13 protein-coding genes are annotated in these 19,462 nt (G+C 47.6%); 9 read left to right on the forward strand and 4 right to left on the reverse strand.

What is annotated here, in order from left to right; genetic code table 11:
• Window positions 1-621 precede the first annotated feature (621 nt).
• The 9 genes from HMPREF9140_RS10405 to HMPREF9140_RS09810 all read left to right on the forward strand — a co-directional run bounded on the left by HMPREF9140_RS10405 (window position 622) and on the right by HMPREF9140_RS09810 (window position 16,116).
• On the forward strand, window positions 622-4,308 hold the full coding sequence (locus tag HMPREF9140_RS10405; protein ID WP_006953726.1) for a DUF4922 domain-containing protein: 3,687 nt from the start codon (window positions 622-624) through the stop codon (window positions 4,306-4,308).
• Window positions 4,309-4,310: 2 nt separating this feature from the next.
• The gene (locus tag HMPREF9140_RS09775; RefSeq protein ID WP_006953728.1) at window positions 4,311-5,594 is read left to right on the forward strand and encodes an MFS transporter; all 1,284 of its coding nucleotides are present in this window, start codon (window positions 4,311-4,313) and stop codon (window positions 5,592-5,594) included.
• A 122-nt stretch (window positions 5,595-5,716) separates the two neighbouring features.
• Window positions 5,717-7,174, forward strand: coding sequence for a right-handed parallel beta-helix repeat-containing protein (locus HMPREF9140_RS09780; RefSeq protein ID WP_018571983.1), 1,458 nt, complete (start codon window positions 5,717-5,719; stop codon window positions 7,172-7,174).
• Between the two features lie 16 nt (window positions 7,175-7,190).
• On the forward strand, window positions 7,191-7,679 hold the full coding sequence (gene cdd / locus HMPREF9140_RS09785; RefSeq protein ID WP_006953733.1) for a cytidine deaminase: 489 nt from the start codon (window positions 7,191-7,193) through the stop codon (window positions 7,677-7,679).
• A 298-nt stretch (window positions 7,680-7,977) separates the two neighbouring features.
• Complete coding sequence (locus HMPREF9140_RS09790; protein ID WP_006953734.1) at window positions 7,978-9,858, forward strand: peptidase U32 family protein; 1,881 nt, start codon at window positions 7,978-7,980, stop codon at window positions 9,856-9,858.
• 6 nt (window positions 9,859-9,864) lie between these two features.
• Window positions 9,865-10,938 (forward strand): hypothetical protein, encoded by a 1,074-nt coding sequence (locus HMPREF9140_RS09795; RefSeq protein WP_006953738.1) that lies wholly within the window; start codon window positions 9,865-9,867, stop codon window positions 10,936-10,938.
• A gap of 73 nt (window positions 10,939-11,011) precedes the next feature.
• Window positions 11,012-12,439 carry a CCA tRNA nucleotidyltransferase gene (locus HMPREF9140_RS09800; RefSeq protein ID WP_006953740.1) on the forward strand — a complete coding sequence of 476 codons (1,428 nt, stop codon included), beginning with the start codon at window positions 11,012-11,014 and terminating at the stop codon, window positions 12,437-12,439.
• A gap of 216 nt (window positions 12,440-12,655) precedes the next feature.
• Window positions 12,656-14,446, forward strand: coding sequence for an ABC transporter ATP-binding protein (locus tag HMPREF9140_RS09805; RefSeq protein ID WP_006953743.1), 1,791 nt, complete (start codon window positions 12,656-12,658; stop codon window positions 14,444-14,446).
• Window positions 14,443-16,116: an ABC transporter ATP-binding protein gene (locus HMPREF9140_RS09810; RefSeq protein WP_006953745.1), complete on the forward strand. Its 1,674-nt coding sequence runs from the start codon at window positions 14,443-14,445 to the stop codon at window positions 16,114-16,116. The genes HMPREF9140_RS09805 and HMPREF9140_RS09810 overlap by 4 nt, the downstream gene beginning before the upstream one ends.
• Before the next feature lie 92 nt (window positions 16,117-16,208).
• On the opposite strand, the gene murI is transcribed toward HMPREF9140_RS09810, so the two are convergent.
• The 4 genes from murI to HMPREF9140_RS09830 form a co-directional block, all read right to left on the reverse strand.
• Complete coding sequence (murI, locus tag HMPREF9140_RS09815; protein WP_006953747.1) at window positions 16,209-17,054, reverse strand: glutamate racemase; 846 nt, start codon at window positions 17,052-17,054, stop codon at window positions 16,209-16,211.
• Between the two features lie 20 nt (window positions 17,055-17,074).
• Entirely contained in the window at window positions 17,075-17,578 is a 504-nt protein-coding gene (locus HMPREF9140_RS09820) for an OmpH family outer membrane protein (RefSeq protein WP_006953748.1), read from the reverse strand.
• Between the two features lie 788 nt (window positions 17,579-18,366).
• Window positions 18,367-18,870: an OmpH family outer membrane protein gene (locus HMPREF9140_RS09825; RefSeq protein ID WP_006953749.1), complete on the reverse strand. Its 504-nt coding sequence runs from the start codon at window positions 18,868-18,870 to the stop codon at window positions 18,367-18,369.
• 49 nt (window positions 18,871-18,919) lie between these two features.
• Window positions 18,920-19,462 (reverse strand): OmpH family outer membrane protein, encoded by a 543-nt coding sequence (locus tag HMPREF9140_RS09830; RefSeq protein WP_006953751.1) that lies wholly within the window; start codon window positions 19,460-19,462, stop codon window positions 18,920-18,922.

Raw genomic sequence — 19,462 nt, forward strand, 5'->3', positions numbered from 1 at the left:
TTTCTCGGCGTTTTTCTGGTTAACGCGATTAAAGTCTAGGTTTATTATACGAGCTAAAGGGGTCAGAAGAGTATTTTATGTCGATATTTACTTGCAGAAATACATCATAGTATGTTTTATGTCAATATTCACTTGCAGAAATACATATCGAGTATGTTTTATATCAATATTCACTTGCAGAAATACATATTGAGTATGTTTTATATCAATATTTACTTGCAGAAATACATATTGAGTATGGTTTGTGTCAATATTCACTTGCAGAAATACATATCGAGTATGGTTTGTGTCAATATTCATTTGCAGAAATACATATTGAGTATGTTTTATATCGATATTCACTTGCAGAAAGACATAATATTTGGTTTCTACGTCTGTCGAATGGCATGCAAGCAAGGTCGCGTTAACCGGATAGATAGAAATATGAGAATAAGGGATGTTGGAATTGTACGGCTTCACGACATGAAGTGTTTTGAGTTCGCCGGACACGTGTCGAATATGGATGAGAGGCGCGGATACCGTCTTATTTCTTAATGACTGATTGGGAATGAAGAGGGCAGGACTGGAATTTCTTTAGTTGTTTACCTTTGCACGCATAAGATTAGAAAAATCGAAAACCAAATGAATTGCGAAAAAAAAATAGATTGCTTCGTGCCTTGCGTTAGTAGGGAGCAGGCGGAGAATGTAATTAAAGAAATGAGCGGTTGTGACACTGTTGGTCGACTGAATATTCTCACAAACGGGGAAATGGCGACTCTCACAGATAGCCAGGCAGAAGATATGCCTAATGTAATGACGGTCGATGGACTGCTGTCATCGGTTACGATGAGAACCATCGCTCACGAAACAATGGGCGATTATGCTATGCTGTTCCTCAGAACAACACCGATTGTGATGGGCTATCGTGCAGTGGAGCGGATGCTACAGGTGGCAGTAGCGTCGGGTGCAGCAATGGTTTATGCCGACTATTATTCCATAAAGGGCGGTGAAAGGATGGCTCATCCGGTCATAGATTATCAGCCTGGAAGTGTGCGCGACGACTTTGACTTCGGATCGGTGGTTTTGATTCGGGCTGATTATCTACATGAATATGCTCGGCAAGAAACCGATTATGCGCACGCCGGATGGTTCGACCTTCGGCTGTTTCTTAGCCGTCGGGGGGAACTGGTGCATCTCAACGAATTTCTTTACACCGAAGAGGAGTATGACCTCCGGACGAGCGGCGAGAAGCAGTTCGACTATGTGAATCCGCATAACAAGCAGGTCCAGCTCGAGATGGAACGTGTGGTGACGAATCATCTGGCCGAAATTGGGGCGCTGGTAGACACAACTAAATATAAATCGCCCAACTTCGATACGGAGGAGTTCCCGGTAGAGGCGTCGGTGATTATTCCTGTTTATAACCGCGAGCATACCATTACAGATGCGGTGAAATCGGCTCTCGAGCAGGAAACTAAATTCGAGTATAATGTTATCGTTGTGGATAATCATTCAACTGACGGGACAACGGATATTCTGGCTAGACTGGCAGCTGAGAATACGAAGCTTGTGCACATTATACCCGGTAGAAACGACCTCGGGATAGGTGGATGCTGGAATGTGGCGTTGGCCGACAAGCGATGCGGACGCTTTGCAGTGCAGCTCGACAGCGACGACCTCTATTCATCGTCTGCGACGTTGCAGACCATTGTCGATGCCTTTCATGAACAACAGTCGGGCATGATTATCGGCAGCTATCGAATGTGCAACTTTCAGCTTGAAACACTGCCACCCGGACTCATCAGTCACGACGAATGGACAGAAGCTAACGGCTGTAATAATGCCCTTCGCATAAATGGACTCGGTGCACCGCGAGCATTCTTCACTCCGCTTGCTCGCAAGATTGGATTCCCGAATACGAGCTATGGCGAGGACTATGCCATGGGATTGGCGATTTGCCGAAGTCATAGAATCGGGCGAATTTATGATGAGTTATATCTCTGTCGACGATGGAGTGGCAATAGCGATGCAGCTCTAAGTATCGACAAAATCAACGCAAACAATCTTTATAAGGATCGGCTACGCACAATTGAAATATTCGCTCGCCAGAGACAGAGACTAGGTTGTTCGGTATTGCAACGATTCGCTAGCGAACAATTTCGGCGTTGGCCCGACGCGGCCAGGCGATTCAATGAACTTAAAAACGTACAAACGCGACAGCTGGGGATGCTTTCTGTTCAATTCAATCCAGGAAGAATTACAAGCACTGGCGCCAAGATAAACAAAGCTGCAATAGAGGCACGCCCATGCTTCCTTTGTGAGGAAAACAGACCGACTGAACAGATGAAGCTGGAGTTCGATGAGCAGTTCGACATTCTTATTAATCCGTTCCCCATTTTACCGATGCATTTCACTCTACCGTCACGGAATCATCAGCCGCAGAGAATTGCGGACAGCTATGTCACGATTAATCGTTTCCTCAACGCTTATCCCGAAACGATAGTGTTTTACAACGGGCCGAAATGCGGAGCCAGTGCGCCCGACCATCTGCATTTGCAGGCTGGGAGCGGACTGGTTCTACCTATTCAGTTGGCATGTGAAAAGGCCTATAATCTACAGCGTATATTCGAACTCGGGAGCGATGAATATATCGCCCGAGTTAAGGGATATGTTTGTCCGGCGTTACTAGTTAAAAGCAAGAACGAGGAGAGTTTCAAACGTTTGTTCAAGCGAGTCTATTATGTGCTTCCATGGCCTGCCGACAACATTGAACCGATGATGAATATTGTAGCCTGGCGTCAGTTGGGAGTACAGTTCACAGTTGTGTTTCCGCGGGCGAAACATCGGCCTGATTGTTATTATTCCGAGGGTTCTGAACAACTGCTTGTGAGTCCGGGTGCGCTCGATATGGGCGGGCTGCTCATCACGCCGCGTCAAACAGATTTTGAACGTCTCACCGAAGAACTTGCTACGAATATATTGCAGGAAGTGAGTCTTTCGGAAAGCAAAATGGCACGCTTAGTCGAACAAATAAAAAGAAATGAACCAATTGTAGCCGTAGGTATAATGAGTGCATCTGAAATCAGCTTTACTCTCAATGGCTGTTACACTGTTGATGGGGTCAAGATAAGCGGTTCGCATAAGGTTGTATTCACAAACGGCGGAATCGAATGGCAGAAGCAGATAAGCAAGGAAATAATCTTTCGGCCCGACTCTCCTGAAAGCTCATTCAAGCTCAATGATGTCGTCATTGGTAAAGAATTCCATTGGCAGCGGCACGAATCGCAAACCTTCTGCGGTGCACTTCGGCTGATAGTGGATAACAACCGTATTTGTGCTGTGAACGATGTGGAAATCGAAAAATATCTCGTGAGTGTTATTTCGAGCGAAATGAGTGCAACCGCTTCAACTGAACTCCTCAAAGCTCACGCCGTGATTTCGCGCAGCTGGATAATGGCACAGATAGGTAAGCGAAACGGCACGAAAACAACCGAGCAGTGTACCGAGGATGAGTTGACAAAATGGTATGATCGCGACGACCATAAGTTCTTTGACGTGTGTGCCGACGACCATTGCCAGCGCTATCAAGGTATAACCAAAGCTAGTAACCGGCGAGTGGCCGAGGCTGTGGAATTGACGCGTGGACAAGTGTTGATGCATGATGGTGAATTGTGCGATGCGCGTTTCAGTAAATGTTGCGGCGGCGCAACGGAGGAATATTCTTACTGTTGGGAGAATATTCATAAGCCTTACCTTACAGCTGTAGCCGACAAATCTGTAGCTGGCGACCTGCCCAATCTGACTCGCGAAGACGAGGCGCGCCGATGGATTCTTGCCGAACCTGAGGCTTTTTGCAACACTAAAAACAAGGAAGTACTGCAACAGGTACTTAATGACTATGATCAGGAAACGCCTGATTTTTACAGGTGGAGATTTACAATCGAGCAAAGCGAACTATCGGCCCTAATCAAACGTAAAACTGGAATAGATTTTGGGACTATTCGCGAACTTATTCCGCTTGAGCGAGGGCGAAGCGGTCGTATAAGCCGACTGAAAATTGTAGGATCTAATCGTACGTTTATCATCGGAAAAGAGCTCGAGATTCGTCGTGCTTTAAGCGAAACCCATCTTTACAGTTCGGCGTTTGTTGTCGACGCACTCGAAACGGTCGACGGTATCCCCTCACGATTCGTATTTCACGGAGCCGGTTGGGGACATGGTGTTGGTCTATGTCAAATAGGTGCTGCCGTGATGGGCGAAAAAGGTTATAAATACCACGAAATTCTGGCACATTATTATTCCGACACCACGATAGACAGGCAATATTGACCATGAACGATAAAATAATTAATGGAATCCCAATCGCCGGCTGGCGGAAAAGCAATTGGTTGTGGAGTTTACCGCTTTACTTAGCTTGCGGTGTGCCATATGTCACGGTATTTTTTACTGCAATTGTGTTTTTCAATCGAATGGGACTTTCGAACAGTGCAATTTCGTTTGTAAGTGCGCTCTGTTTTCTACCCATTGCTTTGCGTCCTTTGCTCGAACGAGTTGTGGTGTGGTATGGTACGAAGCGTAGATGGATTATTTTAACCGAGCTTGCTGTGATTGTTGCAGTCGAGATATTGGCATTAGCTCTCTACTCCCGATTTTGGTTGCCGATTTCTGTATTTCTGTTAGTAGCGATAGTCACGGCCGGCGAAATCCATTCGGTTGCCATAAAGTATTTCTATCGTCTTTCGACGGTGCGCCGACAACGGCGGGCAAGCATAATCATTCGAACCGTGATTTGTCTGATGTCTATTGCGGTGTTGTTTGCTCTTCCGGCAATGGTAGCTGGTAATTTGGAGGTTATCAATCGTACTATTCAGTCGTCGTGGACGGCCGCATTCCATATTGTTTCCGCGATAATGTTGGTGTTGCTTATTTTTCATATTGTTTTTCTTCCGCATCCGGTCGACATGCCATCGCATTCGGCCTGGAAAAGTTTGCAGTTCCGTTTAAAAGCCAGGATAAACCTCCTTGCGAGGCAGAATAATATGCTTCTCGTGGCTCTTTTTGTTTTCATTCTTCCTGAAAGTATGTTTTCGCGTGTTGTACCGCTGTTTCTCATTGATCCGGGAAGTAATGGCGGTTTAAGTTTGTCGCCTCAGGAGATTGCTCTCGTACTTGGAACGGTTGGAACATTCTCTTTGATAATCGGCATTATCCTTGGTGCTCGAGCAATTCGAATCCAGGGCTTGCGTCGAAGTTTCTGGCCAATGGCGTTGGCTATTACATTACCAAAAGCGCTATATATCTACCTTAGTTATAGTTTTACCTCGTCGTTGTGGCTCATCAATAGCTGTATGTTCGTTGAGCAATTATGTTTGGGTTTCGGCATAATGGTCTATACCACCATTGTTTTTGAAATATCTTCTAGTTCGCGTGCCATGTTTTCTCATTCCTTTGCGATATCCTTGATTGCTTTCTCGATATTTCTCGGTTCACTCATTGCCGGTATTTTGGAGGAGTACATCGGATATCGTCAGTTCTTTATAATTGTAACTTTGCTCGGTTTACCTGTTCTTGCCGCAGCACATGTATTCTATTCAGGCAAGACTAATAGGTTGTAGAGTAAAACCAAAAGGTTTTGGTCTTGTGGAAGTTCCGCAAATATTAAATCAAATGATTTGGGTATTTCATCTGAATAAAATGCCGAAGCAATAATTTGTAAGTGTATGCGTTAGGAGAATCGATGAAAAGAATACAAATTAAATTCATTTTAGTAATACTAGCCGTTGCTACGCTTTGGACTGCATGTTCCGACAGCGACGAAATATTCACAGTCGATCCTGCTGTCCGGCTCGAGTTCTCTACAGATACTGTTAAATTAGACACCACTTTCTCAACCGTCACAACGCCCACAAAAACCGTCTGGGTGAGAAATAGGGGGGGGAAAGGGTTGAGAATTGCAAGTATAAGACTCGAAAGCGGTAATCAAACAGGCTTTGCTGTGAACGTTGACGGTATTCCGCTCAAACAGGAGAACGGCTTTCAGGCAAGCGGTCTGGAGGTGAGACGCAACGACAGTTTGCAAGTGTTTGTAAAGCTAACCACACCACGAAATAACTTTGCCACTCCACAGAGAGTGAAAGATAATCTTGTTTTCACCCTAGAGAGCGGAGCAGTGCAAAAGATTAATCTCGATGCATGGAGCTGGGATGCTGAACTGATTGATAATCTTGTTGTGAAACGCGACACAATGATTTCATCGGGAAAGCCAATCGTGATTCGTGGCGGAATAAAGGTAGACTCGGCAGTAAGGCTCACGATAGCATCTAACACAACAATATACTTCGCAAACAATGCGGGAATCGACGTATACGGTTCGCTGCGAATCATTGGAACAGCCGATGGTAACGTGATCCTGCGTGGCAACCGGCTCGACCGAATGTTTAGTTATTTGCCATACGACCGGGTGAGCGGACAATGGCGCGGAATCAGATTCCGCCCCTCGAGCTACGACAATTATATCATTTATGCCGATATTCATTCGGCCTACGATGGGGTAGTATGCGATTCGTCGGACGTGAGCCGAATGAAGCTTGAAATGAACTACAGTACAATTCACAACTGCCAGGGCTATGGGTTACGTGCGACGAATTGCGCCGTAAGCGTAAGTAACTCGCAAATTACGAACACACTAGCCGATTGCGTTTATTTTCTGGGCGGGGACGTAGCGATGGTTCATTGCACAATAGCTCAGTTCTATCCATTCGACAGTAGGCGAGGCGTGGCACTGAGGCTATGCAACAGTAATGGCGAGGTTGATTATCCGCTCGTTCGATTTCAAGGCGATAATTTGCTCGTAACGGGTTTAGCTAACGACGTGATAGACATAAAAACGAAAGATGGCGTGGCAGCCGGTTATCGTTTCTTCCGCTGTATTCTCCGAACTCCGCGCCCAGAAACGATAGACTATTCTAAAATGAATTACGTTTGGTGGGAGGAGCCGACTGACACGGTTCGAGGCGGAGCAAAGAACTTCCGGAACATTGATGGCGCGAAACAATTCTACGATTTCAGGCTCGATTCTGTGTCGACCGCAATCGACTCGGCATATTTCTGGAGCGGATTCAGCGAAACCGACCGTCTGGGGCACACACGCGACAACAAGCCTGATGTGGGATGTTTTGAATATATAAAGAACTAAAAAGCGATATGTGCTCATGAAAACTTTAGAATTGAAAATAGAAATAGGATTCTGTAGTGTTGATGAACTCAAGGAAGCCGACCGCGAACTTGTTGAGGCAGCTCGGCAGGCAACGGCAAACAGCTATTCGCCTTACAGTCATTTCAGCGTAGGGGCAGCTCTCAGATTGTCAGATGGCGAGATTATCATCGGTGCAAATCAGGAGAACGCCGCCTTCCCATCCGGTTTGTGTGCCGAACGGACGGCCATGTTTGCGGCCCAAGCCCAATGCCCGTCGCAATCGGTCGTAGCATTGGCCATTGCAGCCAAAAACAACGGAGTGCCTACAGCTCGTCCGGTGGCTCCATGCGGAGCGTGTAGGCAGTCGCTCATCGAAATCGAGGAACGTTATAAACGTCCGATGAAAGTTCTTCTTTGCGGCACTGAGGGGGTCTATATCGTAAACTCAGTGAAAGATTTACTACCGCTTTCGTTCATCGGCGACTCAATGATTGAAACACTCTAAAAAGAACATGAATAAGTAGATGCTCACAATTCATCCGTTTTTTAATGTTTAGTAACCATTGTGTTAAAGCCAGGCGGAAGTAGATGCGGGAGTCGGTAAAACTTTCTGCGCACCAAGTTCAAACTTTCTGCGCATCTAATTTAAACTTTCTGCGCAGAAAGTTTAGTACTCTCCCGAGTCTTTTATTATCAACGAGTTACCAAGTTGATTTTTCTGCCGTTTTGGTCATCTTCTTTTAACAATTCAGTTAGAAAACAGCCTAAGGAAAGAAAAGGCGAAGCTGTGAAAATATTCATCCATGCAGACTATCGAACTTCTGGCTCCGGCCAAGAATATTGAATGCGGCATTGCGGCTATCGACCACGGCGCCGACGCCGTGTATATCGGAGCTACGAAATTCGGTGCCAGACAGGCTGCGGGTAATAGTGTCGACGACATTGCGGAGCTGTGCCGATATGCCCATCGATTCGGCGCGAAAGTGCATGTCACGGTGAACACAATAGTTTACGACAACGAAATGCCGGAGATGCTCCGTCTTATCGAGCAGCTCGAAGAGGCGGGCGCCGATGCACTACTCATTCAGGACATGGGGTTGCTAGCCGAATGCCGTTCCAAACTCGGGCTGAGGATGGCTTTGCATGCCAGTACGCAATGCGACACACGAACGCCAGATAAGGTGCGCTGGCTGAACGGTCTGGGATTCGAACGCGTTGTTCTGGCCCGCGAGTTGTCGGCTCCTGAAATTATGGCAATCCATAAGGCTGTGCCGGATGTGGAACTCGAAGTGTTTGTGCATGGAGCGTTGTGCGTGAGTTACAGCGGCGTGTGCTATGCCTCGCAACATTGTTTCGGAAGGTCGGCCAATCGCGGAACCTGCGCGCAATTCTGCAGGTTAGCGTTCGACTTGAAAGATTCCGACGGAAAGATTATAGAACATGCCCGGCATCTGCTTTCGCTTAAGGATATGAACCAAATAAATAACCTCGAAACATTGATGCGCGCCGGGGCTTGCGCTTTCAAAATAGAGGGGCGGTTGAAGGATGTGGCTTATGTTAAGAATGTAGTTTCGGCCTATAGTAGGCGGTTGAACGAGATTATTGCGCAGCATCCTGACAAATTCAAACGCGCGTCGCTCGGTCGAGTTGATTATTTCTTCGAACCTAATTTGAATCGTACGTTCAATCGCGGATACACGGATTATTTCTTCGATGGCAGGAAACCCGATATCTTTTCTCCTGATACTCCCAAGGCGTTCGGCGAATTTGTTGGGAGGGTCAAGGAAATAGGTCGCGATTCGTTAACCGTAGCTGGCACGGCCGCTTTCAGTAACGGCGACGGAATGTGCTTTGTTTGCGACGGGCCAGATTCTGTGCCGATACTTGAGGGTTTCCGTATTAATCGGGCTATAGGTAATAGGCTCTATCCGTTCAGAATGCCCAAAAGATTACGCCGTGGCATGTCGCTATATCGTAACGAAGACCATGTTTTCGAAAAATTACTCGGCACTCAATCTGCCCGTAGACGTATTCCGCTCAACATGCGCTTATGTTTAGCGGAGAATGGATTCCTACTTAAACTTCGCGTGTCCGGGACTGACATTTATGCTTCAGGCAGAGTTGACTTCGAGCATCAATCGGCACAGCATCCGCAGGTTGATAATATTCGACACCAACTTACTAAACTCGGCACCACCGTCTATGTCTGCAACGATATTACGCTCGAAAGCAGCGTTGAAAAGCTGTTTATTCCGAGCAGTGTTCTGGCTGAGCTACGCCGCAAAGCCGTCGACGAGCTTGACAAGAGGCTTATTGCAGTCAATCGAACAGATACTCGCAAAACAATTAGGCCGCAGTCGTTCGAATCGGTTAATGCTAGCGAATACGACCGCCATCCCTATCTCTATAATATTTCCAATCGTGCAGCTGCCGAATTCTATCGCCGTCAGGGATTATCTTCTCCCGCTCCGGCTTTCGAATGCGCCGTGCCCACAACAAAAGAATCGCTGCTGATGCAATGCCGGCACTGCATAAAATATTCGCTCGGCTATTGTTTGCGACACGGTGGCCGCCGTCCCTCATGGCGCGAACCTCTCTTCCTAGAATTGGCCGACGGACGGCGCTTTAAATTGGATTTCGATTGCGAACATTGTCAAATGAACATCATTGTCACAAATTCATAACTCATTATGCGCAAAACATTCTTCTTCCTCCATTTGGTGCTATTACTCGTGCTCACCAGTTGTTATCATCAAAAAAGTCCGTCACGCTTTCACTTGCCCGACAGTATTCAGGAGGCGCAGATTTCGCGCCATCTGCAAGCTCGTGGAGATTCGCTTTCAAAAACCGATACCGCAGCCAATTGGTACAACACTACCAGTCCGATCGATTCATTTGCCTTTCGCGTGCGGCATCACTATTCACAGGGCTTCAACTTTATTGTCACTTCAGATTCACTCATGCTCTTCAGGCAACAACCAGAGGAGGTTGTCAACGGAATGCCTACAGATTCGTTCGCTGTTAGGAACGGAAAATCGTTAGTTGTAGCCGACATTAGGATTATCCCAGCCGATAAAACTGACTCCGTATGGGTGCAGATTGCAACGGAAAACAATACTTTCGGATGGGTTCACGAAACCAACTTATTGAAGAAGGTAGATCCCGATGATCCTATTTCACAGTTTATTTCTATGTTCTCCAACCGCCACCTGATAATCTTCCTCGTGGTCATATTACTTATCGCTGTGGGCTATCTTGCACGAAAAATTCTGCGCCAAAACGCACACATTGTCCACTTCAACGACATAAACTCGTTCTATCCCACAGCGCTCGCCATACTCGTAGCCATTTCGGCCACTTTCTATGCTAGTATCCAGCTTTTCGCTTCTGAAACCTGGCGTGAATTCTATTTTCATCCGTCGCTCAATCCATTTTCACAACCGCTCCTGCTTAACATTTTCCTTATTCTCGTTTGGTCTATGCTTATAACTGCCCTGGCAACAATCGACGATGTGCGTAGACGCTTAGGTTCGGCCGATACACTGCTCTATCTCTGCGGTTTGACAGCCGTTTGCGCCATCAACTATATTGTATTTTCCATTCTCACGCTTTATTATGTAGGCTATTTCCTTCTTTTAGTCTACATAATATTTGCTCTCCGCACTTTCTTCCGCAACGGCGTAGAAATCTATATCTGCGGCAACTGTTCCGCCCGCCTTCGTCGCAAAGGTCGCTGTCCCAAATGCGGAGTTATGAACGAATAGTCCATTTCAATCCTAAATTGGAAATATTTCCTAAATTCGTGACTCAAAAAGTATTCTGTGAAGCAATAATAAGATGAGAGAACTCTCTGACGCCGAACTGGCGAAACTTCTAGACAAAGACATTTTCCACCGGATTTCCGACGCTGCCGACAGCCTTGGGCTGGAGTGTTATGTTGTAGGAGGATATGTGCGCGACCTTTTTCTTGAAAGGCCTTCGGACGACATTGATGTCGTCGTGGTGGGAAATGGAATCAGTCTGGCAACCGAATTGAAAAAACAACTCGGACGAAAAGCAAATCTTTCTGTGTTCCGGAATTTCGGAACCGCGCAAGTGAAAAGCAAGGACATGGAAATAGAATTCGTGGGAGCACGAAAGGAAAGCTACACTCATGACAGCCGAAAACCTATCGTGGAGAATGGAACTCTAGAAGACGACCAGAATCGACGCGACTTCACCATAAACGCCCTCGCTGTTTGCCTCAACAAAAAACGATTTGGAAAACTCGTCGACCCATTCGACGGCGTGGCCGACCTTTGGGACAGAACAATACGTACACCGCTCGACCCCGACATAACCTTCTCAGACGACCCGCTGCGTATGATCCGCTGCATTAGGTTTGCCGCCCAGCTAAACTTCTACATTGCGGACGAAACCTTCGAGGCTCTTGAGCGAAATGCCGAAAGAATCAAAATAGTCAGTGGAGAAAGAATTGCCGACGAGCTCAACAAGATAATCATGACCCCCACTCCCAGCAAGGGCTTTGTGGAGCTTTATCGCACAAAGTTGCTCCATATAATCATGCCCGAACTCACCGCTATGGACATTGTGGAAACAAAAAACGGAAAAGCCCACAAAAACAATTTTTTCCACTCACTCGAGGTACTCGACAACATCGCACTACACACCCAAAACCCATGGCTCAGATGGAGCGCACTGTTTCATGACATCGGAAAACCCAGAAGCAAGCGATGGGAACCATCGGTCGGATGGACTTTCCACAGCCACAATACAATCGGAGCGAAAATGATTCCACATTTGTTCAGGAGAATGAAATTTCCACTCGATGCTAAGATGCGATATGTCCAGAAGCTGGTCGAATTGCACATGCGACCAATCGCTATTGCCGATGACGAGGTGACCGACTCGGCCGTCAGGCGACTTCTCAACGACTCAGGCGAAGATATCGACGATCTCATGACACTTTGCGAGGCCGACATAACGAGCAAGAATGCCATTAGAAAAAAACAATTCACCGAGAACTTCAGAATAGTTCGCGAAAAGCTGGCCGACCTAAAAAAGCGCGATTACGAACGCGAGTTCCAGCCATGCATAGATGGTAACGAAATAATGAAGATGTTCAACCTCAAGCCCGGTCGTGAGGTCGGCAACTTAAAGAAAATACTAAAAGAAGCTGTGCTCGACAACCGCGTACCCAACGAACGTGAACCGCTTATGCAACTGCTAAAAGAACAAGTTAAACTCATGAACATCGGGCGGTAACCCACATCTTATAATACCATAATCCCTGGAAAATCCGCCCCCGGGCGAAAAATCCGGAATGATTGCTATCAATCCACTCCAAAGACGAAATTCTGCGTAAAATCGCTCTACATCACCCCCAGAATTCCTGATTTTTAGGTATTGCAAGGAGTTACCGGCGCGTTCTATCTTTGCAGAGTGTTGGAAACCAACCACATTTCTTAAACAAAATATTATATGGAAAAAGAAAACCGAAAATCAAATCTGAGACGATTGCTCGAATATGCCGGGCCACTTAGATTTCTCACCTATGCTTCGTGGATTCTCTCAGCTGTGAGCGCACTAATGGCCTTAGCCCCATTCGTTTACATCTGGATGATTCTGCGCGACATAATTAACGTTGCACCGCACTTCGAGCAAGCCGAAAACATCGTACCCTATGGTTGGGCAGCACTCATGTGGGCCATAGGTTCCATCCTTGTATATATAGCAGCTCTGCTTTGCTCGCATAAAGCCGCCTTCAGGGTAGCCACAAATATCCGAACGATACTGATGCATTACATCACAAAGCTGCCGATGGGATTTGTGAGCAGCATCGGAAGTGGTAAGTTGCGCAAGATAGTTAACGAGTCGAGCGAAGAAACCGAAACCTATCTCGCACATCGACTGCCTGACAATGCAGGAGGAATAGCAACGCCCGTAGGACTGCTCTGCATGTTGATGTATTTCGACTGGCGGTTAGGATTGCTCAGCATTGCACCCGCTGTGCTGGCTTACGGAATTATGTATTTTTTCATGACCGGGCGCAGTCTTCGGAAAACTATGGAAGAATATCAGCAAGCGCTTGACACGATGTCCAACGAAGCAGTGGAATATGTGCGCGGCATTCCAGTGGTGAAAACCTTCGGACAAACCGTCTTCTCATTCAAACGATTCAAATGCGCAATCGATCGCTACCAGCAATGGGTTATCGGCTACACCCGCTCGCTGCACTCTCCGATGGTAGCTTTCACTACGATAATCAACAGCGTCTTCGCCATCCTGGTGGCAGCCGCACTCTTTGTGGGCACCAGCAGAGAACGGATGGATGGGCAGTTCCTGTCGAACCTACTCTATTATATCATCATCACACCCGCCATGACTGTGATGCTCATGAGAGTGATGTACATGAGCCAGGACAAAATAATCGTCGAAAGCGCACTCAAACGGATAGACAGCGTGCTAGACGTTGAACCGCTCGAAGAACCACTCGAAACAATCCAACCACGCGATAATTCGGTGGAACTCCGAGGCGTAAGTTTCCGATATAAAGATGCCGACACCGACGCGCTCAACGACATTTCAATGACTATCAAAGCAGGTGAGCACATAGCTCTCGTAGGCCCGTCGGGCAGCGGAAAAACCACCCTCGCTTGCCTGATAGCCCGCTTCTGGGACACAACGAAAGGTAGCGTGAACATCGGTGGAACCGACGTTCGCAACATTCGCAAAGACGACCTCATGCAACAGGTGTCGTTCGTGTTCCAAGACAGTCGACTGCTCAAAGGAAGCATCCTCGACAATGTCCGGCTCGGTCGGCCCAATGCCACCGACGACGAAGTACGGCGTGCACTTTCTGAGGCACAATGTGACGACATAATCGCCAAGCTACCCGAAGGTATCAACACCATCCTCGGTAGTGAGGGAACCTATCTCTCCGGCGGCGAACAACAGCGCATAACCATCGCCCGAGTAATGCTTCAGAACACACCAATCGTTATTCTGGACGAAGCAACGGCCTATGCCGACCCCGATAACGAAACACGTGTACAAGCAGCATTCAACACCCTGTCGATTGGCAAAACGGTCATCATGATAGCCCATCGCCTGTCGGCCGTCACCAAAGCCGACTGCATCTACGTGCTAAAATCCGGAAGAATATGCGAAAAAGGCTCACACGCCGAACTGACCTCGAGCGCAGGCCTGTATGCCAACATGTGGCGAGAATATAATCAATCGATTAACTGGAAACTGGGAGGAACAAAATGAATATCATCAAAACCCTGAAACATCAATATGCGCTCTCCGAACAGGGGGCACACGACATGCTCAAAGCCTGTATAAGCTGCATGTTCTCAAATCTAGTGCTTATTATGCCCGTCGGATTGCTCTATTTCATCGTGGCCGACCTGTTGCAGAACGGCAGAATAGACTCTACACACGCCATGTGGTATGCAGTTCTCACGGCTGCATGTGTGGGGCTCATCATCCTGACAACCCACATTCAATACAATGCCACCTTCTTTGCAACCTATGTAGAAAGTGGCGTGCGACGCGTTTCCATTGCCGAACGCCTACGCCTCCTGCCCCTCTCGTTCTTCGGGAAAAAAGATCTTTCCGACCTTACCAGCACCATCATGACTGATTGTGCTACGCTCGAAAACGCCTCGTCGCATTGGATCCCAGAGTTCTTCGGCTCCATTCTCTCCGTCGTCCCGGTGGGCATCGGATTATTCTTATACGACTGGCGTATGGCTACGGCAGCCCTGTGGGTACTGCCTGTGAGCATGTGCGTAGTACTGCTCTATATCACCGTGCGAAGCCAACTGGGCCGGCGACAGATGAAAGCGAAAATGGCTTGCGCCGACGGCATTCAGGAATGCCTCGAAACCCTACGCGACCTCCATGCTAACAATGCTGAAATGAAATATCTCGACGGGCTCGACGCGAAGATTCTTACAGTTGAAAAACGCTCGTTCACAAACGAGTTAGGCATGTCACTATTCGTAGTTAGCGCTCAGATGATTCTTAAACTCGGTATCGTTACCGTGATTCTCACCGGCGGGACACTGCTTGTTCAGGGACAGCTCAATGTTATTCTGTTTTTCATGTTTTTGCTCGTTGTTGCGCGAATGTACGACCCGCTCGCCGCCGTCCTCATCAACCTTGCCGCAATGCTAAGTCTTAAAGTGCAAACCGATCGCATGAACGAAATCCTCGAACATCCTATTCAGAGCGGAACGTCTCAGCTCACCAATCAGGGTTATGACATCGTATTCGACCATGTTAGCTTCGCCTATGACTCCTCCGAACCGGTGCTCACGGACGTGTCGTTCACCGCTTACCAGGGACAGGTAACTGCGCTTGTCGGCCCGTCGGGTGGTGGTAAAACTACCGTGTCTCGCCTAGCTGCCCGCTTCTGGGATCCGCTCGCCGGGCGAATCACTGTAGGCGGAATGGACATCACTACTATCGACCCCGAAACTCTACTCTCGCTCTACTCAATCGTATTCCAGGACGTGACTCTCTTCAACAACACCGTGATGGAGAATATACGTATCGGTCGTAAAGACGCTAACGACAACGAAGTGCTTCGGGCAGCCCGAATGGCGCATTGCGACGAGTTTGCCGAGCGCTTACCCGACGGATGGAACACAATGATTGGCGAAAACGGTTCAAAGCTCTCCGGTGGCGAGCGTCAGCGCATTTCTCTCGCCCGAGCATTCCTCAAAGACGCCCCAATAATCCTGCTAGACGAAGCTACGGCCTCGCTCGACGTTGAAAACGAAACAATGATACAGGAGTCGCTCTCAAAGCTCATTGAGAATAAAACCGTACTGGTTATTGCTCACCGAATGCGCACGGTGTCGGGCGCCGACAAGATTGTAACTCTCCGCGACGGTAAGGTTCACGTTCAAGATAAAGAAACTGAGTTTTAGACTCGGTAGAGTTCCCCAGAGTTGAAATATTCAAGAAAGATAGCCTCCTGCAAGACATTGCAGGAGGCTATACACTTTTTTGCACGAGGTTTTTATAGTTCCAGTTCTATGTGCGCTACGTCGATATCTTCGGCAAGGAATATTCGGGCGCTTTCTTTGAATTTAGTTTTGTTTTCGGTTGTAAAGTAGCGTGCTGTTCTACCGCGTGTGCATAGTTCGTTCATCGCGGGATGGCGAACCAGATAATTTTGTAGGCTTCGAGCAACGTATTCGCCTTGTGCCACGACGGACACGCTTGCGGGAATGTAGCGGTTAATCTTCGGCAAAAGTATGGGATAGTGCGTGCAGCCGAGGATGATGGTATCGATTGCCGAGTCGAGCTGCATGATGGTGTTGATGCGTTTTTGTACGAAGTAGTCGGCACCCGGGCTATCGGCTTCGTTGTTTTCGATTATCGGAACCCAGAGTGGGCATGCAACCCCGGTTGTTGTAATGTTTGGCCAGAGTTTCTTTATCTCCATAGAATAGCTTTGGCTGCGGATTGTGCCTTCGGTTGCGAGGATTCCCACGTGACCAGAGCGGGTGAGATGGCCGATGATTTCGGCCGTAGGTCTGATTACGCCTAGTACGCGTCGGGCTGGGGCTACGGCCGGCAAGTCGTTCATTTGAATGGTTCGCAGAGCTTTTGCAGAGGCGGTGTTGCAAGCCAGGATAACCAGTTGACAACCCATTCTGAAGAGTCTCATCACTGCTTGCCGGGTGAATTGATAGACAACGTCGAACGACCGTGAGCCATAAGGTGCACGGGCGTTGTCGCCTAGGTAGACATAGTCGTATTCGGGCAACAAGGCGCGTATGGAGTGGAGAATTGTCAGTCCACCATATCCCGAATCGAATATTCCGATTGGGCCAGGGCCGTGTGCTAGGTTTTCTTTCATTTATTTGCTGATTGTTCGGTCTATCTAAGGGCGGCTTTGAGAGATTCGGTTATATTTTCGCCCATGGCCGAGTTCGCATAGGGCAGCGAATTATTGTCAGTATTGATAATGAAAGCGTATCCTGCTTGTCTGCCCATCTCGCGCAGAACAGCGTCGAGTTTGCGTTTAACTGGTGTATAGGCATCGGCTTCGGCCTGTTTTAGGAGTCTGTCGACTTCACGTTTGAAGACGATGTTCTTGTCCATGATGTCCTGCAGTTCAGCTTGTCGTTTACGGAGGATAGAGGGTGCGAAAGAGCGTTGTCCGTCGAGGAAGTCTTCGTATTTGCTATTGAAATCGTCCTCGGCGCGTTTGAGTTCGGCATCGTATTTGGCCCGTAGTTCGGCTACACTTTTTGTAGCCGTGGTGTATTCGGGCATTGCTTTCAGTACTTCTTCGTAGCTGAAATAGGCAAATTTGATTCCTTGCGCGCCCGCAATCAAGGGGAAGACGACGCAGATGATGGTGAGGATAATCTTTTTCATGTTCTTTGTTTGTTATTTGAAGTTGTGTCTATTTCTCTGAATGAGGATTCGGAGTGTAAAGATATTCTTTTGCGACTAAAAGGGCGTCGGAATGGGTATAATTTGGGGAGTCCGTCGCCCTTTCGTGGCTCTCTATTTGATGGTGTGAGTTGCAGGGGTTCTGCTGTCGCTCTACCGCCTGCCTGTGGTCTCGCCACCCCTTCGGGGTTCCGTCAATACTGGCGAAGAGTAGTTATCGACCAACTTAAACGATAAACGCCGATTAACTTAAATGGCAAACGTCGACCAACTTAAACGACAAATGCCGATTAACCTAAACGACAAATGTCGATTAGATTGAGGATGATTGCTGTTTCGTCGAGTCAACACTTGCTGTTTCGTTGAGAGAACGATTACCGTTCCAGGTAGGCTTGGGAGAGGCGATAGATTACAAGCTGGCGGTAAAGTCCGATAAGGCGCAATCTTTGTGTAAATAAACGCGCAACTCATAGAATCTCGAAGGGGGCGACAGGCTGTAGGTGGGCAGGGCAATCCTCAAATTATGAGAACACAATGAGTACGGTAGAGAGTCCGTGTCATCCCTATGAGACTTATGTTATGATGTCCGTTTACCAAGAAGCGATGCTATCGTGATTCTTAAGCCGAACGCACGTCTTTTTAATGATCGTTTGGGGGTAACGGCATCGGAATAGCGAGCATATCCGATCTGGCATTAAAAAGGTGAGGCTTCGCTGAAAGGATTCTCATGCGGTGGCCTCACCCTGGGTTGAATTCTCTGAACTTGAAGTTTACTTTGCTTTTGCTAGTTGAGCCTTAACTTCGGCTGTTACGTCTTTGCTGAGAGTTTCGTTTATGTAGAGCGGCTGACCGGCTGCTTTCTCCATTATGTAGACATAGTTTCCAGCCTTGGCTACTGCTGCGATGGCGTTGCGAACCTTGTCGAGTACTGGGCCTAGCTCGCGCTGCTGCTCTTCGGTGAATGCTTTCTGGTTGTCTTGAGCCGTTTGCTGAATTTTGGTGTACATATCTTGCAGCTCTTTCTCGGTTTCGGCTTGCTTAGTGGCATTCATTGTACTCTTTGTTTTGTCGTATTCCTCGGCCTTACGTTGTAGCTCGTTTTGCATGTCGGTGAGCTGTTTTTCGTATTCCTTGCCCTTGGCTTCGAGTTTACTCTGCACTGCGGTTGCTTCGGGAAGCGATTGTAAAAGGGCTTGTGAGTCGAGGTGTCCGAACTTCTGTGCGAACATCGTCATGGGTGCGCACAACATCAACATTAAAACTAGTTTCTTCATCTTTCTTTTATGTTTAAATGATTTCTATTTCTTGTGAACGTTGAAATGCTCATTGATTGGCATAGCCCAATTTCTGAAGCACTTCGTTGCTTATGTCTATCTTGGGTGATCCGTAGATTATTCCGGAAGAGGCACTCGAGCGGTCGATGATGAGACTGTAACCGCGTTGGTCGGAAATGTCTTTCACGGCATTGTATATTTCGTCCTGAATGGGCGAGATGAGGCTTTGGCGTTTTTTGAAAAGCTCACCCTCGGGGCCGAAATATTTTCGTTTCAGCTCGGAGGCTTCCTTTTCCTTAGCCATTATTTCTTCCTGCTTTTTCTTCTTCTGCTCTTGCGAGAGGAAAACAACCTCGTTTTGGTAGTTTTTATACATTGTGCCTGCTTCGGTGTTAAGGGCTTCGACTTCGGCCTGCCATTTTTTACTCACTTGATTGAGCTGTTCGTTGGCGCGTTCGTAGGCTGGCACCTGACTAAGGATGTATTCCATATCGATCAATGCAAACTTTTGTGCGTTAGTCTTCATAGGCAAAAGAGCCAAGATGCACAGAAGGAACAGGACCTTCGTTAGTTTTACTGCTGTTTTTTTCAT

It is taken from the genome of Prevotella micans F0438 (assembly GCF_000243035.1).
GTDB classification, from domain to species: Bacteria; Bacteroidota; Bacteroidia; order Bacteroidales; family Bacteroidaceae; genus Prevotella; species Prevotella micans.